This window comes from Mycobacterium sp. IDUB_39 (genome assembly GCF_055419205.1).
On record NZ_JBVAXF010000005.1, the window covers coordinates 245,277 to 263,601 of the forward strand.

General features: G+C 66.7%; 11 protein-coding genes. 10 read left to right on the forward strand and 1 reads right to left on the reverse strand.

What is annotated here, in order from left to right; translation table 11 throughout:
- The first annotated feature begins 7 nt into the window (after positions 1-7).
- The 10 genes from zomB to ACZY0X_RS19950 all read left to right on the forward strand — a co-directional run bounded on the left by zomB (position 8) and on the right by ACZY0X_RS19950 (position 17,353).
- Positions 8-1,987, forward strand: a complete 1,980-nt coding sequence (gene zomB, locus ACZY0X_RS19905; protein WP_463773369.1) for a flagellar motor control protein ZomB — start codon at positions 8-10, stop codon at positions 1,985-1,987.
- Positions 1,988-2,165: 178 nt separating this feature from the next.
- On the forward strand, positions 2,166-3,308 hold the full coding sequence (locus ACZY0X_RS19910) for an esterase family protein (RefSeq protein WP_463772831.1): 1,143 nt from the start codon (positions 2,166-2,168) through the stop codon (positions 3,306-3,308).
- Positions 3,309-3,424: 116 nt separating this feature from the next.
- A complete protein-coding gene (locus tag ACZY0X_RS19915; RefSeq protein WP_463772833.1) occupies positions 3,425-4,417 on the forward strand; it encodes an esterase family protein in 993 nt (330 codons plus the stop codon).
- A gap of 175 nt (positions 4,418-4,592) precedes the next feature.
- Positions 4,593-5,483, forward strand: coding sequence for an esterase family protein (locus ACZY0X_RS19920; RefSeq protein ID WP_241402533.1), 891 nt, complete (start codon positions 4,593-4,595; stop codon positions 5,481-5,483).
- 49 nt (positions 5,484-5,532) lie between these two features.
- A complete protein-coding gene (locus ACZY0X_RS19925) occupies positions 5,533-6,006 on the forward strand; it encodes a DUF732 domain-containing protein (protein ID WP_463772835.1) in 474 nt (157 codons plus the stop codon).
- Positions 6,007-6,025: 19 nt separating this feature from the next.
- Complete coding sequence (gene culp6, locus ACZY0X_RS19930; RefSeq protein WP_463772836.1) at positions 6,026-7,036, forward strand: carboxylesterase Culp6; 1,011 nt, start codon at positions 6,026-6,028, stop codon at positions 7,034-7,036.
- Between the two features lie 304 nt (positions 7,037-7,340).
- A complete protein-coding gene (gene fadD32 / locus ACZY0X_RS19935) occupies positions 7,341-9,230 on the forward strand; it encodes a long-chain-fatty-acid--AMP ligase FadD32 (RefSeq protein ID WP_463772838.1) in 1,890 nt (629 codons plus the stop codon).
- Between the two features lie 149 nt (positions 9,231-9,379).
- Positions 9,380-14,722: a polyketide synthase Pks13 gene (gene pks13, locus ACZY0X_RS19940; protein WP_463773370.1), complete on the forward strand. Its 5,343-nt coding sequence runs from the start codon at positions 9,380-9,382 to the stop codon at positions 14,720-14,722.
- Positions 14,719-16,293 carry an acyl-CoA carboxylase subunit beta gene (locus tag ACZY0X_RS19945; protein WP_463772839.1) on the forward strand — a complete coding sequence of 525 codons (1,575 nt, stop codon included), beginning with the start codon at positions 14,719-14,721 and terminating at the stop codon, positions 16,291-16,293. Before pks13 ends, ACZY0X_RS19945 begins: the two co-directional genes overlap by 4 nt.
- Positions 16,294-16,351: 58 nt before the next feature.
- On the forward strand, positions 16,352-17,353 hold the full coding sequence (locus tag ACZY0X_RS19950; protein ID WP_463772841.1) for a DUF4331 family protein: 1,002 nt from the start codon (positions 16,352-16,354) through the stop codon (positions 17,351-17,353).
- Between the two features lie 89 nt (positions 17,354-17,442).
- On the opposite strand, the gene ACZY0X_RS19955 is transcribed toward ACZY0X_RS19950, so the two are convergent.
- A complete protein-coding gene (locus ACZY0X_RS19955) occupies positions 17,443-18,321 on the reverse strand; it encodes an MBL fold metallo-hydrolase (RefSeq protein WP_463772842.1) in 879 nt (292 codons plus the stop codon).
- Positions 18,322-18,325 lie beyond the last annotated feature (4 nt).

Below are 18,325 nucleotides of genomic sequence, written 5' to 3' on the forward strand. Positions count from 1 at the left end.
CCGGCTGATGTCCGCCGCCGCGCGCCGGATGGCGCGCGGAGCGGCGTTTCCCTATCACGCCAGCGTCCGGATAAGCCTCTGGCTTTCCGTGGTGGTGGTAGCCGCGCTGTTCGGCTGGGGCGCCTGGCAGCGCCGCTGGATTGCCGATGACGGTCTGATCGTCCTGCGTACCGTCCGAAACCTGTTGGCGGGCAACGGTCCTGTCTTCAACAAGGGTGAGCGGGTCGAGGCCAACACCTCGACGCTGTGGACCTACCTTGTCACGTTCGCCAGCTGGCTCGGTGGCTCGCTGCAGATGGAGTACGTCGTCCTGACGTTGGCGCTGACGCTGAGCGTCGCCGGTGTGGTGTTCGCGATGCTGGGCACCGGCAGGTTGTACGCACCGGGTCTCCGCGGTAAGCGGGCGTTGCTTCTGCCCGCGGGTGTGCTGGTGTACGCCGCGATCCCGCCGGCCAGGGACTTCGCCACGTCGGGCCTCGAAAACGGTTTGGTGCTGGCCTATCTCGGGCTGCTGTGGTGGATGATGGTCTGCTGGTCGCAGGCGCTACGGGCTGACACGGGTGGGTCGGTGGGGGTCAACACCGTCGGCCGCCCCTTCGAGATGACGCTGGCATTCGTCGCGGGCCTGTCGGTGCTGGTGCGCCCCGAGCTCGCGCTGATCGGCGGCCTGGCGCTGGTGATGATGCTCATCGCCGCCCGCGATCGGCAGCGCCGGCTGCTCATCATCGCCGCGGGCGGGCTGTTGCCGGTCGCCTACGAGGTGTTCCGGATGGGCTACTACGGTCTGCTGGTCCCGGGCACCGCGATCGCCAAGGACGCCACCGGTTCCAAGTGGGCGCAGGGTTTCACCTATCTCGCCAACTTCAACCAGCCGTACATGTTGTGGGTTCCGATCATGCTGCTCGCTGCGGTGGGTCTGGTCATGTTCGCGACCAGGACCATGCCGTGGTGGACCACGCACCGTCCGCCTGCGGGTGTGGGCCGGTTGGCGCGGACGGTCCAGAGTCCGCCCGCCGTCGTCGCTTTCATGGTTCTGAGCGGTGTCCTGCAGGCGGTGTACTGGGTGCGTCAGGGCGGCGACTTCATGCACGGCAGGGTTCTGCTCACCCCGCTGTTCTGTGTCCTGATGCCCATCGCGGTGATCCCCGTGGTGCTTCCCGACGGCACCCGGTTCACCCGGGTCGGTGGTTATCTGCTGGCCGGGTCGACGATGGCGATGTGGCTCGCGATCGTGGGATGGTCACTGTGGGCGGCGAATTCGCCCGGTATGGGTAGTGACGCCACCCGTGTGACCCACAGCGGCATCGTCGACGAGCGCCGCTTCTACGCCCAGGCAACCGGGCACGCGCACCCACTGACCGCCGCCGACTACCTCGACTATCCGCGGATGCGGTCGATGCTGCAGGCGATCGAAAACACGCCCGACGGCGCATTGCTGCTGCCGTCGGGCAACTACGACCAGTGGGACGTGGTGCCCGCCATACCGCCGCCACCTCCGGCGCCTGGTGAGCCGCCGTCGGATGAGCGCGGACCGCACACGGTGTTCTTCACCAACATGGGCATGACAGCCATGAACCTCGGACTCGACGTCCGTGTCATCGATCAGATCGGTCTGGCCAACCCGTTGGCCGCGCACACGGAGCGCATCGAGGACGGCCGCATCGGGCACGACAAGAATCTCTTCCCGGACTGGGCCGTCGCCGAGGGACCGTTCCTGAAGGAGCGTCCGTACATCCCGCCCTACCTCGACGAGGACTGGATCGCTCAGGCTCAGGTCGCACTGGAGTGCCCTGAGACTGACGCCATGCTCAGCGCGGTGCGGGGACCGATGGGGCCGCGCAGATTCCTGTCGAACGTTCTCCACGCATATGAGTTCGGCAAATATCGGATCAACCGTGTGCCGCTTTACGAGCTCGAGCGGTGCGGGCTCACACCGCCGCCACCGAGAAATCCGCCATACACCGGGTTGCCAGCTACCGGTCCGTGACGCATCACACTGCGATTTGTCGAGGTGTGGCGTTGTCTGCTTTGGTTACGCCACGAGTAACGCTGCAGCCATGTTGATGCGATAAGCACGTCAGTGAGTCACCACGTGCCATGAGCTGTGCCGCGGAATCGCCGCTACGTCGGCGCCGGACATACGAAATGGATAATAAGTGCAGCAAATGCGAACGAGATCACGCGTAAATGCAGTGAGCGGCGGAATGCGTCGCATGATCGCGGCGACGGTCGGGGTGCTGGTATTGCCTGCCGCGGCGGTTTTCGCGGGTGGTGTGGCCACTGTTGCCACCGCGCCGACCGCGCACGCCTTCTCGCGCGCCGGGCTGCCGGTGGAGTACCTCGACGTGTACTCGACGGCGATGGGCCGCAATATCCGTGTCCAGTTCCAGCCCGCGTACGCCCCTGTCGAAACCCCTGCAGATCCCGTCGCCCCCGAGTCGGCAGATCCGAGCGCGGGACCCGACGGTGCACCCGTCGTGACGCCCGCCCCCGCCCCGCACGGCACCGGCATCCAGCCACCCGTCGCGGCGGCCCCGAGCCCGGCCGTCTACCTCCTCGACGGTCTGCGGGCCCAGGACGACTTCAACGGATGGGATATCAACACCCCGGCGTTCGAGTGGTTCAACGACTCGGGCGTCGCGACGGTCATGCCCGTCGGCGGGCAGTCGAGCTTCTACACCGACTGGTACTCACCGTCGAGTTTCAACAACCAGACCTACACCTACAAGTGGGAGACCTTCCTGACCCAGGAACTGCCGATGTGGTTGGCCTCCAACAAGCAGGTGTCCATGACGGGTAACGCCATCGTCGGGCTGTCGATGGCCGGTGGAGCCGCGTTGACGTTGGCCGCGTACCACCCGGCGCAGTTCAAGTTCGCCTCGTCGCTGTCCGGATTCCTCAACCCCTCGACGCTCTTCATGAAGCAGGCGATTCGCGTCGCGATGCTCGATGCCGGCGGCTTCAACGTCGACAACATGTGGGGCCCGCCATGGGATTCGGCGTGGAAGCGCAACGACCCTGTGTTGCAGGTGGACCGCCTGGTCGCCAACCGCACCCGGTTGTGGATCTACTGCGCGCCGGGCGGTGGCCCGCTCGACGAGAGCGTCAATCCCGGCCAGTCGTTCAACGCCAACAGCTTGGAATCGCTTGCGATCAACAGCAACAAGCGATTTCAGGAGAAGTACGACAAGGCGGGTGGCACCAACGCCACCTTTGTGTTCCCGTCGGAGGGGAACCACTCCTGGTCGTACTGGGGTGCGCAACTGCAGGCGATGAAGCCCGATCTGATCGCCACGCTAAACGGCTGAGCGGGTGACCAGCGTCGATTCTTTTCGCTGGGAAGGACCACCCGCTGGTGTGGTTGACTACACATGCGCGCAGTGAGTCTGACGTGCGGCACACGACAGATCGGATGAACACACGCATGAGTTTTGTTTCGAAGTTGGTGCGCCGCTTGGCGGTTGCGGGCGCGGCGGCTGCGCTGCTGCCCGGACTCGTTGGCGCGCTCGGCAGCTCGGCGACTGCGGGAGCGTTCTCGCGACCGGGTCTGCCCGTCGAGTACCTGATGGTGCCGTCTGCGGGTATGGGCAAGGACATCAAGATCCAGTTCCAGAGTGGCGGACCGGATTCGCCTGCCGTTTACCTCCTCGACGGTCTGCGCGCACAGGATGACTTCAACGGCTGGGACATCAACACCCCTGCGTTCGAGTGGTACTACAACTCGGGACTGTCGGTCGTCATGCCCGTCGGCGGTCAGTCCAGCTTCTACAGCGATTGGTACCAGCCGGCATGCAATAAGGCCGGTGTCTGCCAGACCTACAAGTGGGAGACGTTCCTGACCCAGGAGCTGCCCGCCTACCTCGCCGCCAATCACCAGGTGCGTCGAAACGGCAGCGCGGCGGTCGGCCTGTCGATGGCCGGTTCGGCAGCGCTGACGCTGGCGATCCACCATCCCGTGCAATTCCCGTACGCGGCATCGCTGTCGGGCTTCCTGAACCTCTCCGAGGGCTGGTGGCCGATGTTGGTCGGCATCTCCATGGGTGATGCGGGTGGCTACAAGGCCGATGCCATGTGGGGGCCGTCGAGCGATCCGGCGTGGAAGCGCAACGACCCGATGGTCAACATCTCGACGTTGGTCGCGAACAACACCCGCATCTGGATCTACTGCGGTGACGGCACCCCGACCGACCTCGACGCCGGCACCAGCACGGGCAACCTGTTCAACGGGAAGTTCCTCGAGGGCTTCACGTTGCGGACCAACAAGACGTTCCAGGAGAACTACATCGCGGCCGGCGGGACCAACGGAGTGTTCAACTTCCCGCAGAACGGGACACATGCCTGGAACTACTGGGGTTCGCAGTTGCAGCAAATGAAGCCCGACATCCAGCGGGTGCTGGGCGCGACGCCGCAGGCCTGATCAGGTCCACATAGTCATAGCGCGACGAATCGACGGCGGTTATCCCCTGGGGGATGCCGCCGTCGGTCATTTCCGGCGCCGCCAGAGTGCGTGATGTGATTCACTACACGCGGGCTGACCGGGGGTCCGGCAAAGCGGCGACACCGGTACCAGACGAGCGAAGAAGAGGATTGGTATGAGGCTGTTTTCGGTGCTGTTCCGCGCGATGTGCGCGTTGACACTGGCCCTGGGGCTTTGGACCGTGACCCCGCAGACCGCGAGTGCCGCCGCCGTTGAGAACTTGATGGTGCCGTCGGCAGCGATGGGTCGCGATATCCCGGTGTCGTTCATGGCGGGCGGGCCGCACGCGGTCTACCTGCTCGATGCGTTCAACGCCGCACCCGATGTCAGCAACTGGGTGACGGCAGGCAACGCGATGAACACGCTCGCGGGCAAGGGCATCTCGGTGGTCGCCCCCGCCGGTGGCGCCTGGAGCATGTACACCAACTGGGAGGCCGACGGCAGCAAGCAGTGGGAGACGTTCCTGTCCGCCGAGCTGCCGGACTGGCTGGCCGCGAACAAGGGGCTGGCACCCGGTGGGCACGGCATCGTCGGCGCCTCGCAGGGCGGGACCGCCGCGATGACGATGGCCGCGTTCCACCCCGACCGATTCCGCTACGCGGGCTCGATGTCGGGTTTCATGACCCCGTCGGCAACACAGCTGAACGGCGCGATCACCGCTGGCCTGGCTCAGTTTGGCGGCGTGAACACCCAAGCCATGTGGGGTGCGGCACAGTTGGGCCGTTGGAAGTGGCATGACCCGGACGTCCACATCCAGCTGTTGAAGGACAACAACACCCGGATCTGGGTCTTCAGCCCCGCGACGCTGACGTGCAGCGACCCGGCCGCGATGATCGGCTACTGCGATCAGGCCCAGGGCAGCAATCGCACGTTCTACCAGCACTATCGCTCGGTTGGCGGCAGTAACGGGCACTTCGACTTCCCGACCGGCGGGCAGCACGACTGGGGTACCTGGGCGCCGCAGCTCGCGGCGCTGTCGGGCGAGTTGACCGCCACGATCAAGTAGGACGCGCAGGTCAAGGGGACGCCGGATCGCAGCCGGTACCTTGGTGCTCGTGCCGTCCTGCCGTTCGCTGACCCCATTGACGCTGTCGATGATGGTTGCGATCGCCGCCGTCTCGGTGAGCGCGTGCGGTGTGAGTGACAACGTCATCACGAGTATCGGAATGGCCACGTCCGAGACCGTGGAATCACCATCGGACGTGCCAGACATGGACCCGCCCCCCAGGGGGCTCGCAGGCGGACCGCTTGGGGCGATGGATGTCACCCCCAAGCAGCGCAGTTACCTCGACGCGCTGGAATCAGCCGGCGTCGCCCCGTCCAGCGAGCTGCTGGCGCTGAGCATCGGCGCCTATGTCTGTCAGGCGCACGCGGCGAGCCAGAGCGATCAGGCGGTGTGGGACTTCGTCCTGCCGATGGTGCGTGATGACGTGCGCGACTCCCATCCGAGTTCGGAGGCACTGCCCGCCGGGCAGGTCAACTCCGTGACCGCCGACTACATTCGCATCGCCACCGAACGACTCTGCTAGCAGGAGAACAGCTCACTTCATGGCCACCAAACGCGCCAACAGGCGCCACCGCATCCTCGCCCTGGCCGCCGCAGTTGCGGTCGCCGTGCTGGTCACGGTGGTTGTCGCCGCTGTGGTGGTGTGGCTGCGCCAGCCCGCCACCCCGCCGTCGGCCGTCCCGCCGAGCGTCATTCCTCCGACGAGCAGTGGGCCGGCGCCGTCCAAGCCGCGCCCGGAGTTCCAGGACGCGAGCTGTCCTGACGTCCAACTGATCTCGGTTCCCGGCACGTGGGAGTCCTCACCGCAGATGGACCCGCTCAACCCGGTGCAGTTCCCCATCGCGCTGCTTCTCAACGTGACCAACCCGCTGCGCGACGCTTTCGGCACCGACCGCCTGGCGCAGTACACGGTTCCCTACACCGCGCAGTTCCACAATCCGTTCGCGGCCGACAAGCAGATGTCCTACAACGACAGTCGGGCCGAGGGCACGGCCGCGACGGTCAAGGCGATGAAGGAGATCAACGAGCGCTGCCCGCTGACCAGTTTCGTGTTGGTGGGCTTCTCTCAGGGCGCCATCATCGCCGGTGATATCGCCAGCGATATCGGCAACGGGCGCGGGCCAGTCGACCAGGATCTGGTGCTCGGCGTGACGCTGATCGCCGACGGCCGCAGGCAGGACAGCGTCGGTAAGGACGTCGGGCCCAACCCGCCCGGTCAGGGCGCGGAGATCACGCTCGCCGAGGTGCCGATGCTCAAACAGCTCGGTCTGGAGATGACCGGCCCGCGGCCTGGCGGCTTCGGGTGGCTCAACGACCGCACCAACGAGATCTGCGCGGCGGGTGATCTGATCTGTGCCGCCCCCCAGGGTGCGTTCTCCATCACGAACCTGCCGAAGACGCTGGAGGTGCTGTCCGGCGGCGCCGGTCAACCGGTGCACGCCCTCTACAACACGCCGGACTTCTGGGTGCTCGACGGCCAGACCTCCACGCAGTGGACGCAGAACTGGGCGAGGGGGCTGATTGAGAATGCTCCGCACCCGAAGCACGGATGAGTCACGATCCAGCCAAGATCGGTGAATATCGGCCAATCGATTTGGCCCCTATCCGCTCGTCACCTAACATTAAGAGAAACGTAAGAGTGCCCGGGGCGAGCGAAGCGACGGGAGAGTTGGACGTGGGTCGCCCGTGCGGTGTCCGAACCCGAGGTCCGGTAACCGGTGCCCACCGACCGGTAGGATGCACGAGGTTTGGCATCGGCGGGTGCGACACCCGCCCGAGACGTTGAGAGCCACCCGGATGCGCCACCGCCACCCACGGGGCTTTGCGGTGTACGCAGTCTGACAGGAGAGTAGTGACATGGGATTCCACAACCCGTTCCTCAAGGACGGTCAGATCAAGATTCCCGACAACGGCAGCCTGGTCAAGCACGTCGAGAAGTGGGCGAAGGTGCGCGGCAACAAGGTCGCATACCGGTTCCTGGACTTCTCCACCGAACGCGAGGGTCTCGAACGCGAGCTGAACTGGTCTGACTTCGGTGCCCGTAACCGGGCCATCGGTGCCCGGTTGCAGCAGGTCACCGAGCCCGGCGACCGGGTCGCGATTCTCTGCCCGCAGAACCTCGACTACATGGTCGCGTTCTTCGGAACCCTGTACTCGGGCCGCATCGCCGTGCCGCTGTTCGACCCCAACGAGCCCGGTCACGTCGGACGGCTGCACGCCGTGCTCGACGACTGCCAGCCGTCGGCGATCCTGACCACCACGGCCGCCGCGGAGGGTGTGCGCAAGTTCTTCCGCAGCAGGCCGGCCAAGGACCGCCCACGCGTCATCGCGGTCGACGCCGTGCCCGACGAGGTCGGCGTCACCTGGGAGCCGGTGGACGTTCATCTCGACACCATCGCCTACCTGCAGTACACGTCGGGCTCGACCCGCATCCCCACGGGTGTGCAGATCACCCACCTCAACCTAGCGACCAACGTCATTCAGGTGATCGACGCGCTCGACGGCGACGAAGGCGACCGCGGCGTCACCTGGCTGCCGTTCTTCCACGATATGGGCCTCATCACCGCGCTGGTCGCCCCGATGATCGGGCACTACGTCACCTTCATGACCCCCGCGGCGTTCGTCCGGCGGCCGGGCCGCTGGATCCGCGAGATGGCGCGCAAGCCCGACGACACCGGTGGCGTCATCTCGGTGGCCCCCAACTTCGCCTTCGACCACGCCGCGGCGCGCGGACTGCCCAGGGACGGCGAGGAACCGCTGGACCTGTCCAACGTCAAGGCCGTCCTCAACGGCAGCGAGCCGATCTCGGCGGCGACAGTCCGCAGGTTCAATGAGGCGTTCGGGCCATACGGCTTTTCGCCCAACGCGATCAAGCCGTCCTACGGTTTGGCCGAGGCGACGCTGTTCGTCTCGACCACCCCCGCTGGCGATCCGCCGAAGATCGTCTACGTCGACCGTGACGCCCTGAACCAGCACCGGTTCGTCGAAGTGCCCGAGGACGCGCCCACTGCGGTCGCCCAGGCGTCGGCGGGCAAGGTCGGCACTGCCGAGTGGGCCGTCATCGTTGACGCCGAGTCGGCCACAGAGCTGGCCGACGGCCAGATCGGTGAGATCTGGATCAGCGGTCAGAACATGGGCACCGGCTACTGGGGCAAGCCCGAGGAGACGATCGCCACCTTCCAGAACACCCTGAAGTCGCGCACCACCCCGTCACACGCCGAGGGTGCGACCGATGACGCGACGTGGGTGGCGACCGGCGACTACGGCGCGTTCTACGACGGCGAGCTCTACATCACGGGTCGTGTGAAGGACCTCGTCATCATCGACGGCCGCAACCACTACCCGCAGGATCTGGAGTACTCCGCGCAGGAGGCCACCAAGGCCCTGCGCGTCGGCTACGTGGCCGCGTTCTCGGTGCCGGCCAACCAGCTGCCCGACGTGGTGTTCGAGAACGCGCACGCAGGTCTCAAGCGCGACCCGGACGACACCTCCGAGCAGTTGGTCATCGTCGGGGAGCGGGCCGCGGGCGCGCACAAGCTCGATCAGGCACCCGTCATCGACGACATCCGTGCGGCGATCGCGGTGCGGCACGGCGTCACCGTGCGCGACGTGTTGCTGACCTCGGCGGGAGCGATTCCACGTACCTCTAGCGGCAAGATCGGCAGGCGCGCCTGCCGCGCGGCATACCTTGACGGCAGTCTGCGCAACGGGAAGATCGCCAACGACTTCCCGGATGCCACCGACTGACCGGACGTTCGTCGACTCAGGCCGCCCGGCGGCGAAAGTGAACAGTGAAAATGACTGACTCGCAAGATAATTCGCAATCAGCCGAGACGGCAGCCGGGAACCCGGCAGCTGAGAACCCGGTCGCCGAGAACTCGGTGGCCCGCACCGACATGACGATCCCCGAGCTGCGCGAATGGCTGCGCAACTGGATCGGCAATGCCACCGGCCAGTCCCCGGACGGTATCGACGAGTCGGCGCCCATGGTCGAACTCGGCCTGTCCTCGCGTGACGCGGTCGCCATGGCCAGCGATATCGAGGACCTCACCGGGGTCATGCTGACGGCCACCGTGGTGTTCCGGAATCCGACCATCGAGTCGCTGGCGACGGTGATCATCGAGGGCGAGCCCGAGGTGGACCAGGCAGCGCTGGACGGTGAGGACTGGTCCCGCGCGGCTGACGTCGACGATATCGCCATCGTCGGTATCGGCACCCGCCTCCCGGGTGACCTCAACACCCCAGAGACGCTGTGGCAGGGCCTGATCGAGGGCCGCGACGCGATCACCGATCTGCCCGAGGGGCGCTGGGAGGAGTTCCTCTGCGAGCCCCGGATCGCGGAGCGGGTCGCCAAGGCCCGCACCCGCGGCGGCTACCTGACCGATATCAAGGGCTTCGACTCCGAGTTCTTCGCACTGTCGAAGATGGAAGCCGACAACATCGATCCGCAGCAGCGGATGGCCCTCGAGTTGACCTGGGAAGCGTTGGAACACGCCAGGATTCCGGCATCGAGCCTGCGTGGTGAGAGCGTCGGCGTCTACGTCGGCAGCTCCACCAACGACTACCAGTTCCTCGGTGTGGCCGATCCCTCGACAGCGCATCCGTACGCCATCACCGGCACCGCGAGTTCGATCATCGCCAACCGGGTGTCCTACTTCTACGACTTCCGCGGCCCGTCAATGTCCATCGACACCGCGTGCTCGTCATCGCTGGTCGCCGTGCACGAGGGTGTCAAGGCACTGCGCGCAGGCGATGTCGACGTCGTGGTCGCCGGCGGCGTCAACGCGTTGATCACCCCGCTGGTCACCATCGGCTTCGACGAGGTTGGCGGCGTGCTCGCACCCGACGGCCGGATCAAGTCCTTCTCCGCCGACGCCGACGGCTACGCCCGTTCCGAGGGTGGCGGCATGCTGGTGCTCAAGCGCGTCGCCGACGCGCGTCGCGACGGTGACGAGATCCTCGCCGTGATCGCGGGCAGCGCGGTCAATCACGACGGCCGTTCGAACGGCATGCTCGCGCCGAATCCCGACGCGCAGGAGCAGGTACTTCGCAAGGCCTACAAGGACGCCGGCATTGACCCGCGCACCGTCGACTACGTCGAGGCGCACGGCACCGGCACCATCCTCGGTGACCCGATCGAGGCCGACGCGCTCGGCCGAGTCGTCGGCCGGGGCCGTGCCGCGGACAAGCCCGCCCTGCTCGGTGCGGTGAAGTCCAATCTGGGACACCTCGAGTCGGCCGCCGGTGCGGCCAGCCTCGCGAAGGTCGTGCTGTCACTCAAGAACGACAAGCTGCCGCCGTCGATCAACTACGCGGGCCCGAACCCCTACATCGACTTCGATCGGGAACACCTCAAGGTCAACGACACCGTCTCGGATTGGCCGCGCTACAGCGGACACGCCATTGCGGGCGTCTCGGGCTTCGGCTTCGGTGGTGCCAACGCACACCTGGTGCTTCGCGAGGTGCTGCCGGCCGACCTCGTCGAGCCCGAGCCGGAAACCGAAGCGGCAGAGGGCAAGAAGGATGCCGGTGACGCCGGTGCGGTGTTCGTCGGCGGTGTCCGCATGGACGAGTACGGCGAGTTCATCGACAACGATGACGACGATGACGCCGACGAGTACGGCGCGTCCGCCCAGGGGTCTGAGGAGCCCGAGCTTCCCGGCCTGACCGATGAGGCGCTGCGCCTGCTCGAGGTGGCACGCGAGGAGCTCGCGGCCGAGGAGTCCGCGGCAGCTGCCGAAGGCCCGGCGAAACCGCTGGTGCCCCTTGCGGTGTCGGGCTTCCTGACCTCGCGCAAGCGCGCCGCCGCAGCCGAGCTGGCCGACTGGATCGAGAGCCCGGAGGGTCGGGAGTCGTCGCTGGAGTCGATCGGGCGCGCACTGTCGCGGCGTAACCACGGGCGATCGCGCGCCGTGGTGCTCGCGCATGACCACGATGAGGCGGTCAAGGGTCTGCGGGCGCTTGCCGAGGGTAAGCAGAGCCCCCTGGTGCTGGCCGCCGACGGTCCGGTGACCAACGGTCCGGTGTGGGTGCTCGCCGGTTTCGGTGCGCAGCACCGCAAGATGGGCAAGAGCCTCTACCTGCGCGACGAGATCTTCGCCGAGTGGATCAACAAGGTCGATGCCTACGTGCAGGACGAGCGCGGCTACTCCGTCGTGGAGCTGATCCTCGACGACTCCCAGGACTACGGCATCGAGACCACGCAGACCGTGATCTTCGCGATCCAGGTCGCACTCGGTGAGGTGCTCAAGGCGCACGGTGCGAAACCCGGTGCGCTGGTGGGTCAGTCGCTGGGTGAGGCGGCCGCGGCCTACTTCGCGGGCGGCCTGTCGCTGGAGGGCGCCACGCGCACCATCTGCTCGCGCGCCCACCTCATGGGTGAGGGTGAGGCGATGCTGTTCGGCGAGTACATCCGCCTGATGGCGCTCGTCGAGTACTCCGCCGAGGAGATCAAGACGGTCTTCTCGGACTACCCCGATCTCGAGGTGTGCGTGTACGCGGCGCCGACCCAGACGGTCATCGGTGGCCCGCCCGAGCAGGTTGACGCGATCATCGCGCGCGCCGAGTCGGAGGGCAAGTTCGCCCGCAAGTTCCAGACCAAGGGCGCCAGCCACACCCAGCAGATGGATCCGCTGCTCGGCGAACTGGCCGCCGAGATCCAGGGCATCGAACCACGCCCGTTGCAGGTGCCCTACTACTCGACGGTGCACGAGGGCGGCTTGATTCGCGCGGGTGGCGAGCCGATCCACGACGTCGACTACTGGAAGAAGGGCTTGCGGCACAGCGTGTACTTCACGCACGGCATCCGCAACGCCGTCGACAACGGGCACACCACGTTCCTGGAGTTGGCCCCGAATCCGGTGGCGCTCATGCAGGTTGGCCTCACCACGGCCAGCGCAGGGCTTCATGACGCGCAGCTGATTGCGACCTTGGCGCGCAAGCAGGACGAGGTCGACTCGATGACCACGGCCATGGCGAGCCTGTTCGTGCACGGCCACGACCTCGACTTCCGCACCCTGTTCCCGCGCCGCTCCCGCGGTCTGGCCGGCGCGCTGGACTTCGCGGGTATCCCCCCGACCCGGTTCAAGCGCAAGCCGCACTGGCTGGACGTGCGGTTCGCCGGCGATGGCAGCGCGATCATGCCGGGTGCCCATGTGGCCATGCCCGACGGTCGGCACGTGTGGGAGTTCGCCCCGCGCGACGCCACCGACCTCGCCACGCTCGTCAGAGCCGCTGCGGTGCAGGTGATCCCGGATGCCAAGCTGACGGCATTCGAGCAGCGTGCGGTGCCGTCCGACGATGCGCGTCTCGTGACGTCGCTGACCCGGCACCCCGGCGGTGCGACGGTGCAGGTGCACGCTCGCATCGGTGATTCGTTCACCCTCGTCTACGACGCGATCGTCTCGCGTGGCGGCGCGGCCACCACGTTGCCAGCCGCAGTTGGTGTCGGAGTAGCAGTCGCGGGCACCGCGGTCGCCACCGACGCCGTGGCCGCCCAGGCTGTGCCCGAGGAGACCCCGGACGACGTTGCGATCCTGAGTGACAACCTGACCAAGGGTGCGAACCTCGGTTCGGGCTTCGCCAAGTGGTCACCTGACTCCGGCGAGACCATCGCACAGCGGCTGGGCACCATCGTCGGCAGCGCCATGGGCTACGAGCCTGAGGACCTGCCGTGGGAGGTGCCGCTGATCGAGCTGGGTCTGGACTCGCTGATGGCGGTGCGGATCAAGAACCGCGTCGAGTACGACTTCGACCTGCCGCCGATTCAGCTGACCGCGGTGCGCGACGCCAACCTGTACGCCGTCGAGAAGCTGATCCAGTACGCGATCGAGCATCGCGAGGAGGTCGGCGAGCTCGCCGAGCAGCAGAAGGGTCAGACGGCCGAGGAGATCGCCGCGGCCCAGGCTGAGCTGCTCGGTGGCGCCACCACCGTGGCCGAACTCGAGGCGAAGCTGGCCGAGGCCGGACACCCGCTCGGGGAGAAGAAGGACGCTGACGAGAACGATGCGGCCGCGCCGGCCGACATCCCGCCCCCGCCAACCAATCCGGCGGGCCCCGCGGTCCCGGCACCGCCTCCGCCGACGAACCCGGCGGGTCCCAGCGCCGCGGGTGCGGCGGCTGCGGTGCTCACCCAGGAGGCCGTCACCGAGGCGCTCGGCGCCGACGTCCCTCCGCGTGACGCGGCCGAGCGCGTCACCTTCGCCACCTGGGCGATCGTGACCGGCAAGTCACCCGGCGGCATCTTCAACGAGTTGCCGTCGCTCGACGCCGCTGTTGCCGAGAAGATGGCCGGCCGTTTGTCCGAGCGCGCCGAGGGCGTCATCACCGTCGAGAACGTGACATCGGCCAAGACCATCGAGGAACTGGCCACCCACGTCCGAGACCAGCTCGAGGACGGCGTGGTGGACGGATTCGTTCGTACCCTGCGCCCCGCATCGGAGGGCTCGAATGGCGTGCCGCTGTTCGTGTTCCACCCGGCGGGTGGATCCACAGTGGTCTACGAGCCGCTGATCAAGCGGTTGCCCGCCGACATCCCGGTGTTCGGCATCGAGCGGGTTGAGGGCTCCATCGAGGAGCGGGCCGCCGAGTACGTGCCCAAACTGCTGGAGATGCACAAGGGCCCGTTCGTGCTGGCGGGCTGGTCACTGGGCGGTGCGCTGGCCTACGCCTGCGCCATCGGACTCAAGCAGGCCGGCGCCGATGTCCGCTTCGTCGGCCTGATCGACTGCGTGCGCCCGGGCGTGCCGATCGACAAGTCCCAGGCCGGGATGCGTGCGCGCTGGGATCGCTACGCGCGGTTCGCCGAGCGTACGTTCAACGTCGAGGTCCCCGAGATTCCCTATGAGGAACTGGAGAAGCTCGACGACGAGGGCCAGGTGAAGTACGTGCTGGATATCGTCGCGCAGAGCGGCGTGCAGATCCCCGGCGGGATCATCGAGCACCAGCGCACCTCGTACCTGGACAACCGGGCGCTGGACACCATCGAGATCCAGCCCTACGACGGACATGTCACGCTCTACATGGCCGATCGCTACCACGATGACGCCATCGTCTTCGAGCCGGCGTATGCCACCCGTCAGCCCGACGGCGGGTGGGGTGAGTTCGCGCCGAATCTGGAGGTCGTGCCCATCGGGGGCGAACACATCCAGGCGATCGATGAGCCGTACATTGCCAAGGTCGGCGCGCATATGAGCGAGGCGATCAACCAGGTTGAGGCTGAGGAGAAGAAGCCCAAGTGACTGCGGACGCCCCCACCCCCGCCAAGCCGCACACCACGGCCGAGAAGCTAGCTGACCTGCGCGCGAGGCTGGAACTCGCCAAGGATCCCGGCGACGAGAAGGCCAGGGCGAAGCGCGACAAGCGGGGTATCCCGTCGGCGCGGGCGCGCATCCACTCGCTGCTGGATCCGGGCACCTTCCTCGAGATCGGCGCACTGGCCAGGACGCCGGGTGATCCCAACGCGTTCTACGGTGACGGCGTCGTCACGGGCCACGGCATGATCGACGGCCGCCCGGTCGGTGTGTTCAGCCACGACCAGACCGTCTTCCAGGGCTCGGTCGGGGAGATGTTCGGCCGCAAGGTCGCGAAGCTGATGGAGTGGGTCGCCATGGTCGGTTGCCCGATCATCGGCATCAACGACTCCGCGGGCGCGCGCATCCAGGACACCGCGACATCGCTGGCCTGGTACGCCGAGCTGGGCCGACGCCACGAACTGCTCCGCGGACTGGTTCCCGAGATCTCGCTCATCTTCGGCAAGTGCGCCGGTGGTGCGGTGTACTCGCCGATCCAGACCGACCTGGTGGTCGCCGTCCGGGATCAGGGCTACATGTTCGTCACGGGTCCCGACGTCATCAAGGACGTCACCGGTGAGGAGGTGTCGCTCGATGAACTCGGCGGTGCCGATGCGCAGGCCAGGTACGGCAACATCCATCAGGTGGTGGAGTCGGAGGCCGCGGCGTTCCAATACGTGCGCGACTACCTGAGTTTCCTGCCCGCCAACACCTTTGACGACCCGCCCATCGTCAACCCAGGTCTCGAACCGGAGATCACCCCGCACGACCTGGAACTCGACGCGATCGTGCCCGACGCCGACAACACGGCCTACGACATGCACGAGATTCTGCTGCGCATCTTCGACGACGGTGACGTCTTCGAGGTCGCCGAGCAGGCGGGCCCGGCGATCATCACCGCCTTCGCCCGGGTGGGTGGCCGGCCGGTGGGCGTTGTCGCCAACCAGCCCATGTACATGTCGGGTGCCATCGACAACGAGGCTTCTGACAAGGCCGCCCGCTTCATCCGGTTCTGCGACTCGTTCAACACGCCGCTGGTGTTCGTGGTCGACACCCCGGGCTTCATGCCGGGCGTGGAGCAGGAGAAGGGCGGCATCATCAAGCGTGGTGGCCGCTTCCTCAACGCCGTCGTCGAGGCCGATGTGCCGAAGGTGACCATCACCGTGCGCAAGTCCTACGGCGGTGCCTACGCGGTGATGGGGTCCAAGCAGCTGACCGCCGATCTGAACTTCGCCTGGCCCACCGCGCGCATCGCGGTGATCGGTGCCGAGGGTGCCGCTCAGTTGCTGGTCAAGCGGTTCCCCGATCCGACGGCACCCGAGGTGCAGAAGATCCGCGCCGACTTCATCGAGGGTTACAACGCCAACTTGGCGACGCCGTGGATCGCCGCCGAACGTGGCTACATCGACGGGGTCATAGAACCGCACCAGACCCGTCTGCTGCTGCGTAGCGCGATACGACTGCTGGCCGACAAGCAGATCTCGCGCGTGAACCGCAAGCATGGGCTGACCCCGATCTAGGGCCCGGTTCGGGTGAACGTGCCACGCGGGGGGCCTGACGCGCGTTCAATTGGCCCTTGTGTCAAACCACTTCACCGGGCTGAGCCTCGGGCCACCACTTGGCGACCAACGCCTTGATCTGTGCGATCTCTACGCTTTCCAGTCTCCGGCTGATCCCACCCGGACGGTGCTGATTCTCAACGCCAATCCCACGGCTGACGCGCTGCACCCTGACGCGATCTACCGGCTCGCCATCGATAACGACGGCGACCTGCTCAATGACATCGCGTTCAGCTTCGTCTTCTCCGAGCCTGCTGATGGACGTCAGACCGTCGACGTCCATCTGGCCCGTGGCGACGAGGCGCAGAACCCCGAAGCCGTGGGGGCCAGGATCTTCGAGGGTGTCGAGGTGTCCTTCGGCAAGACGCCGAACGTCGTGACATCGGATGGCATCACATTCTTCGCGGGTGCCCGCAGCGACGCGTTCTTCTTCGACTTCGACGGGATCAAGAACCTGTTTGACACATCCGGTGGCCGCAACTTCACCGCGCCCCACCTGGGTGCCGAATCCCCTTGGACGGGTGTGGATTCCAACACCGAGGCCAATGTGTTCTCGATGGTGCTCGAGCTGCCGACCAGCGCGCTCGGGGTGCACACCGACATGCGGATCTGGGGCCGCTGCAGCGTGCGCCGCGACGGGGAACTGCTGCACGTCGACCGGGCCGGGCACCCGTCGGTGAGCAGTTTCTTCAACACCGACGACACCAAGGAGCGGTACAACGCGTCCGTGCCGGCCGATGACCGCGAACAGTGGATTGACATGTTCGTTCACCTGATGGGCCACACCGGTGGTTACTCGAGGGATGAGGCCATCGCGGCCATCGACGAGGAGGGCACTCTGCCCGACATGCTCACGTTCGACCCGGCTAGACCCGCCAAGTACCCGAACGGTCGGGTGTTCACCGATGACGTGATCGACTACCGGCTGGCGTTTCTGACCAAGGGCGACTGCCCGCCGACCGGGCTGAGCCCGCACACCGACACGCTGGCGGAGTTCCCGTATCTCGGTACACCGCACTGACTCGACGAGCACGGCTGCGCCCAACGTGAACAAGATTGCGAGCATTTCGCGAAACATGGCCATCTTGTTCACGTTCGGCGGAGAGTGAACTAGATCGCGTCAATCTCCAGCCAGTCATCGACCTCGAACCGGTCGCCGCGCGCCACGATCGTCGCGCCGCCATGACCGGGGTAGTGCGCCGGGATGACGGTCGCACGGGCGCGCGCCGCCTCGGTGAACACCCGGTGGCGCGTCGCAGCCGCCGCACGCGCGTCGACGTCGAACCCGCACGGATCATCGGGCCGCGGAATCTGGACAGGGCAGTGCGTGAGGTCGCCCACGAAGACGGCGGGCTTACCCGCGTCGAGCCACAACACCGATGATCCGGGTGTGTGTCCCGGCGCTGCACGCAGCCGTAGTGACTCGCTGAGCACGAGGTCCTGCGACCACAGCTCCATCTGATCGGCGATTGGTAACACGCTGTCGGAGAACACGACCCGCGCACCCTCATCGTCACCGAGACCATCGGGGGAGAAGTGTCGGTAGTCCGCCTCAGGCACCAGATAGCGCGCGTTGGGGAACGTCGGCACCCATGACCCGTTCACCCGGTTGGTGTTCCAGCCGACGTGGTCGGTGTGCAGGTGCGTGTTGATGACGATGTCGATGTCGCCGGGCTCGAAACCGGCCGCCGCGAGCGAGGCAAGGTAGCTCGTGTCGAGGTTGGCCAGGCCCGGGATGTGCGGGCGCTCACGGTCATTGCCGACACCGGTGTCCACCAGCACTGTCAGACCGTCGACCTCGATGACCCACGTCTGTATCGACACTCGCCAGCGATCAGCCTCGGGATCGTAGAACGTCGGCACCAGAAGGTCCGCGTTGTCGGCCCAGGCCTCGGGCGGGGTCTGGGCGAACATGGCTGAGGGCACCATGAATCCGTGCTCCACCACGCGTGTCAGGGTGGCCCGTCCGAGCCGGGCGGTCTGGCTCATGCGC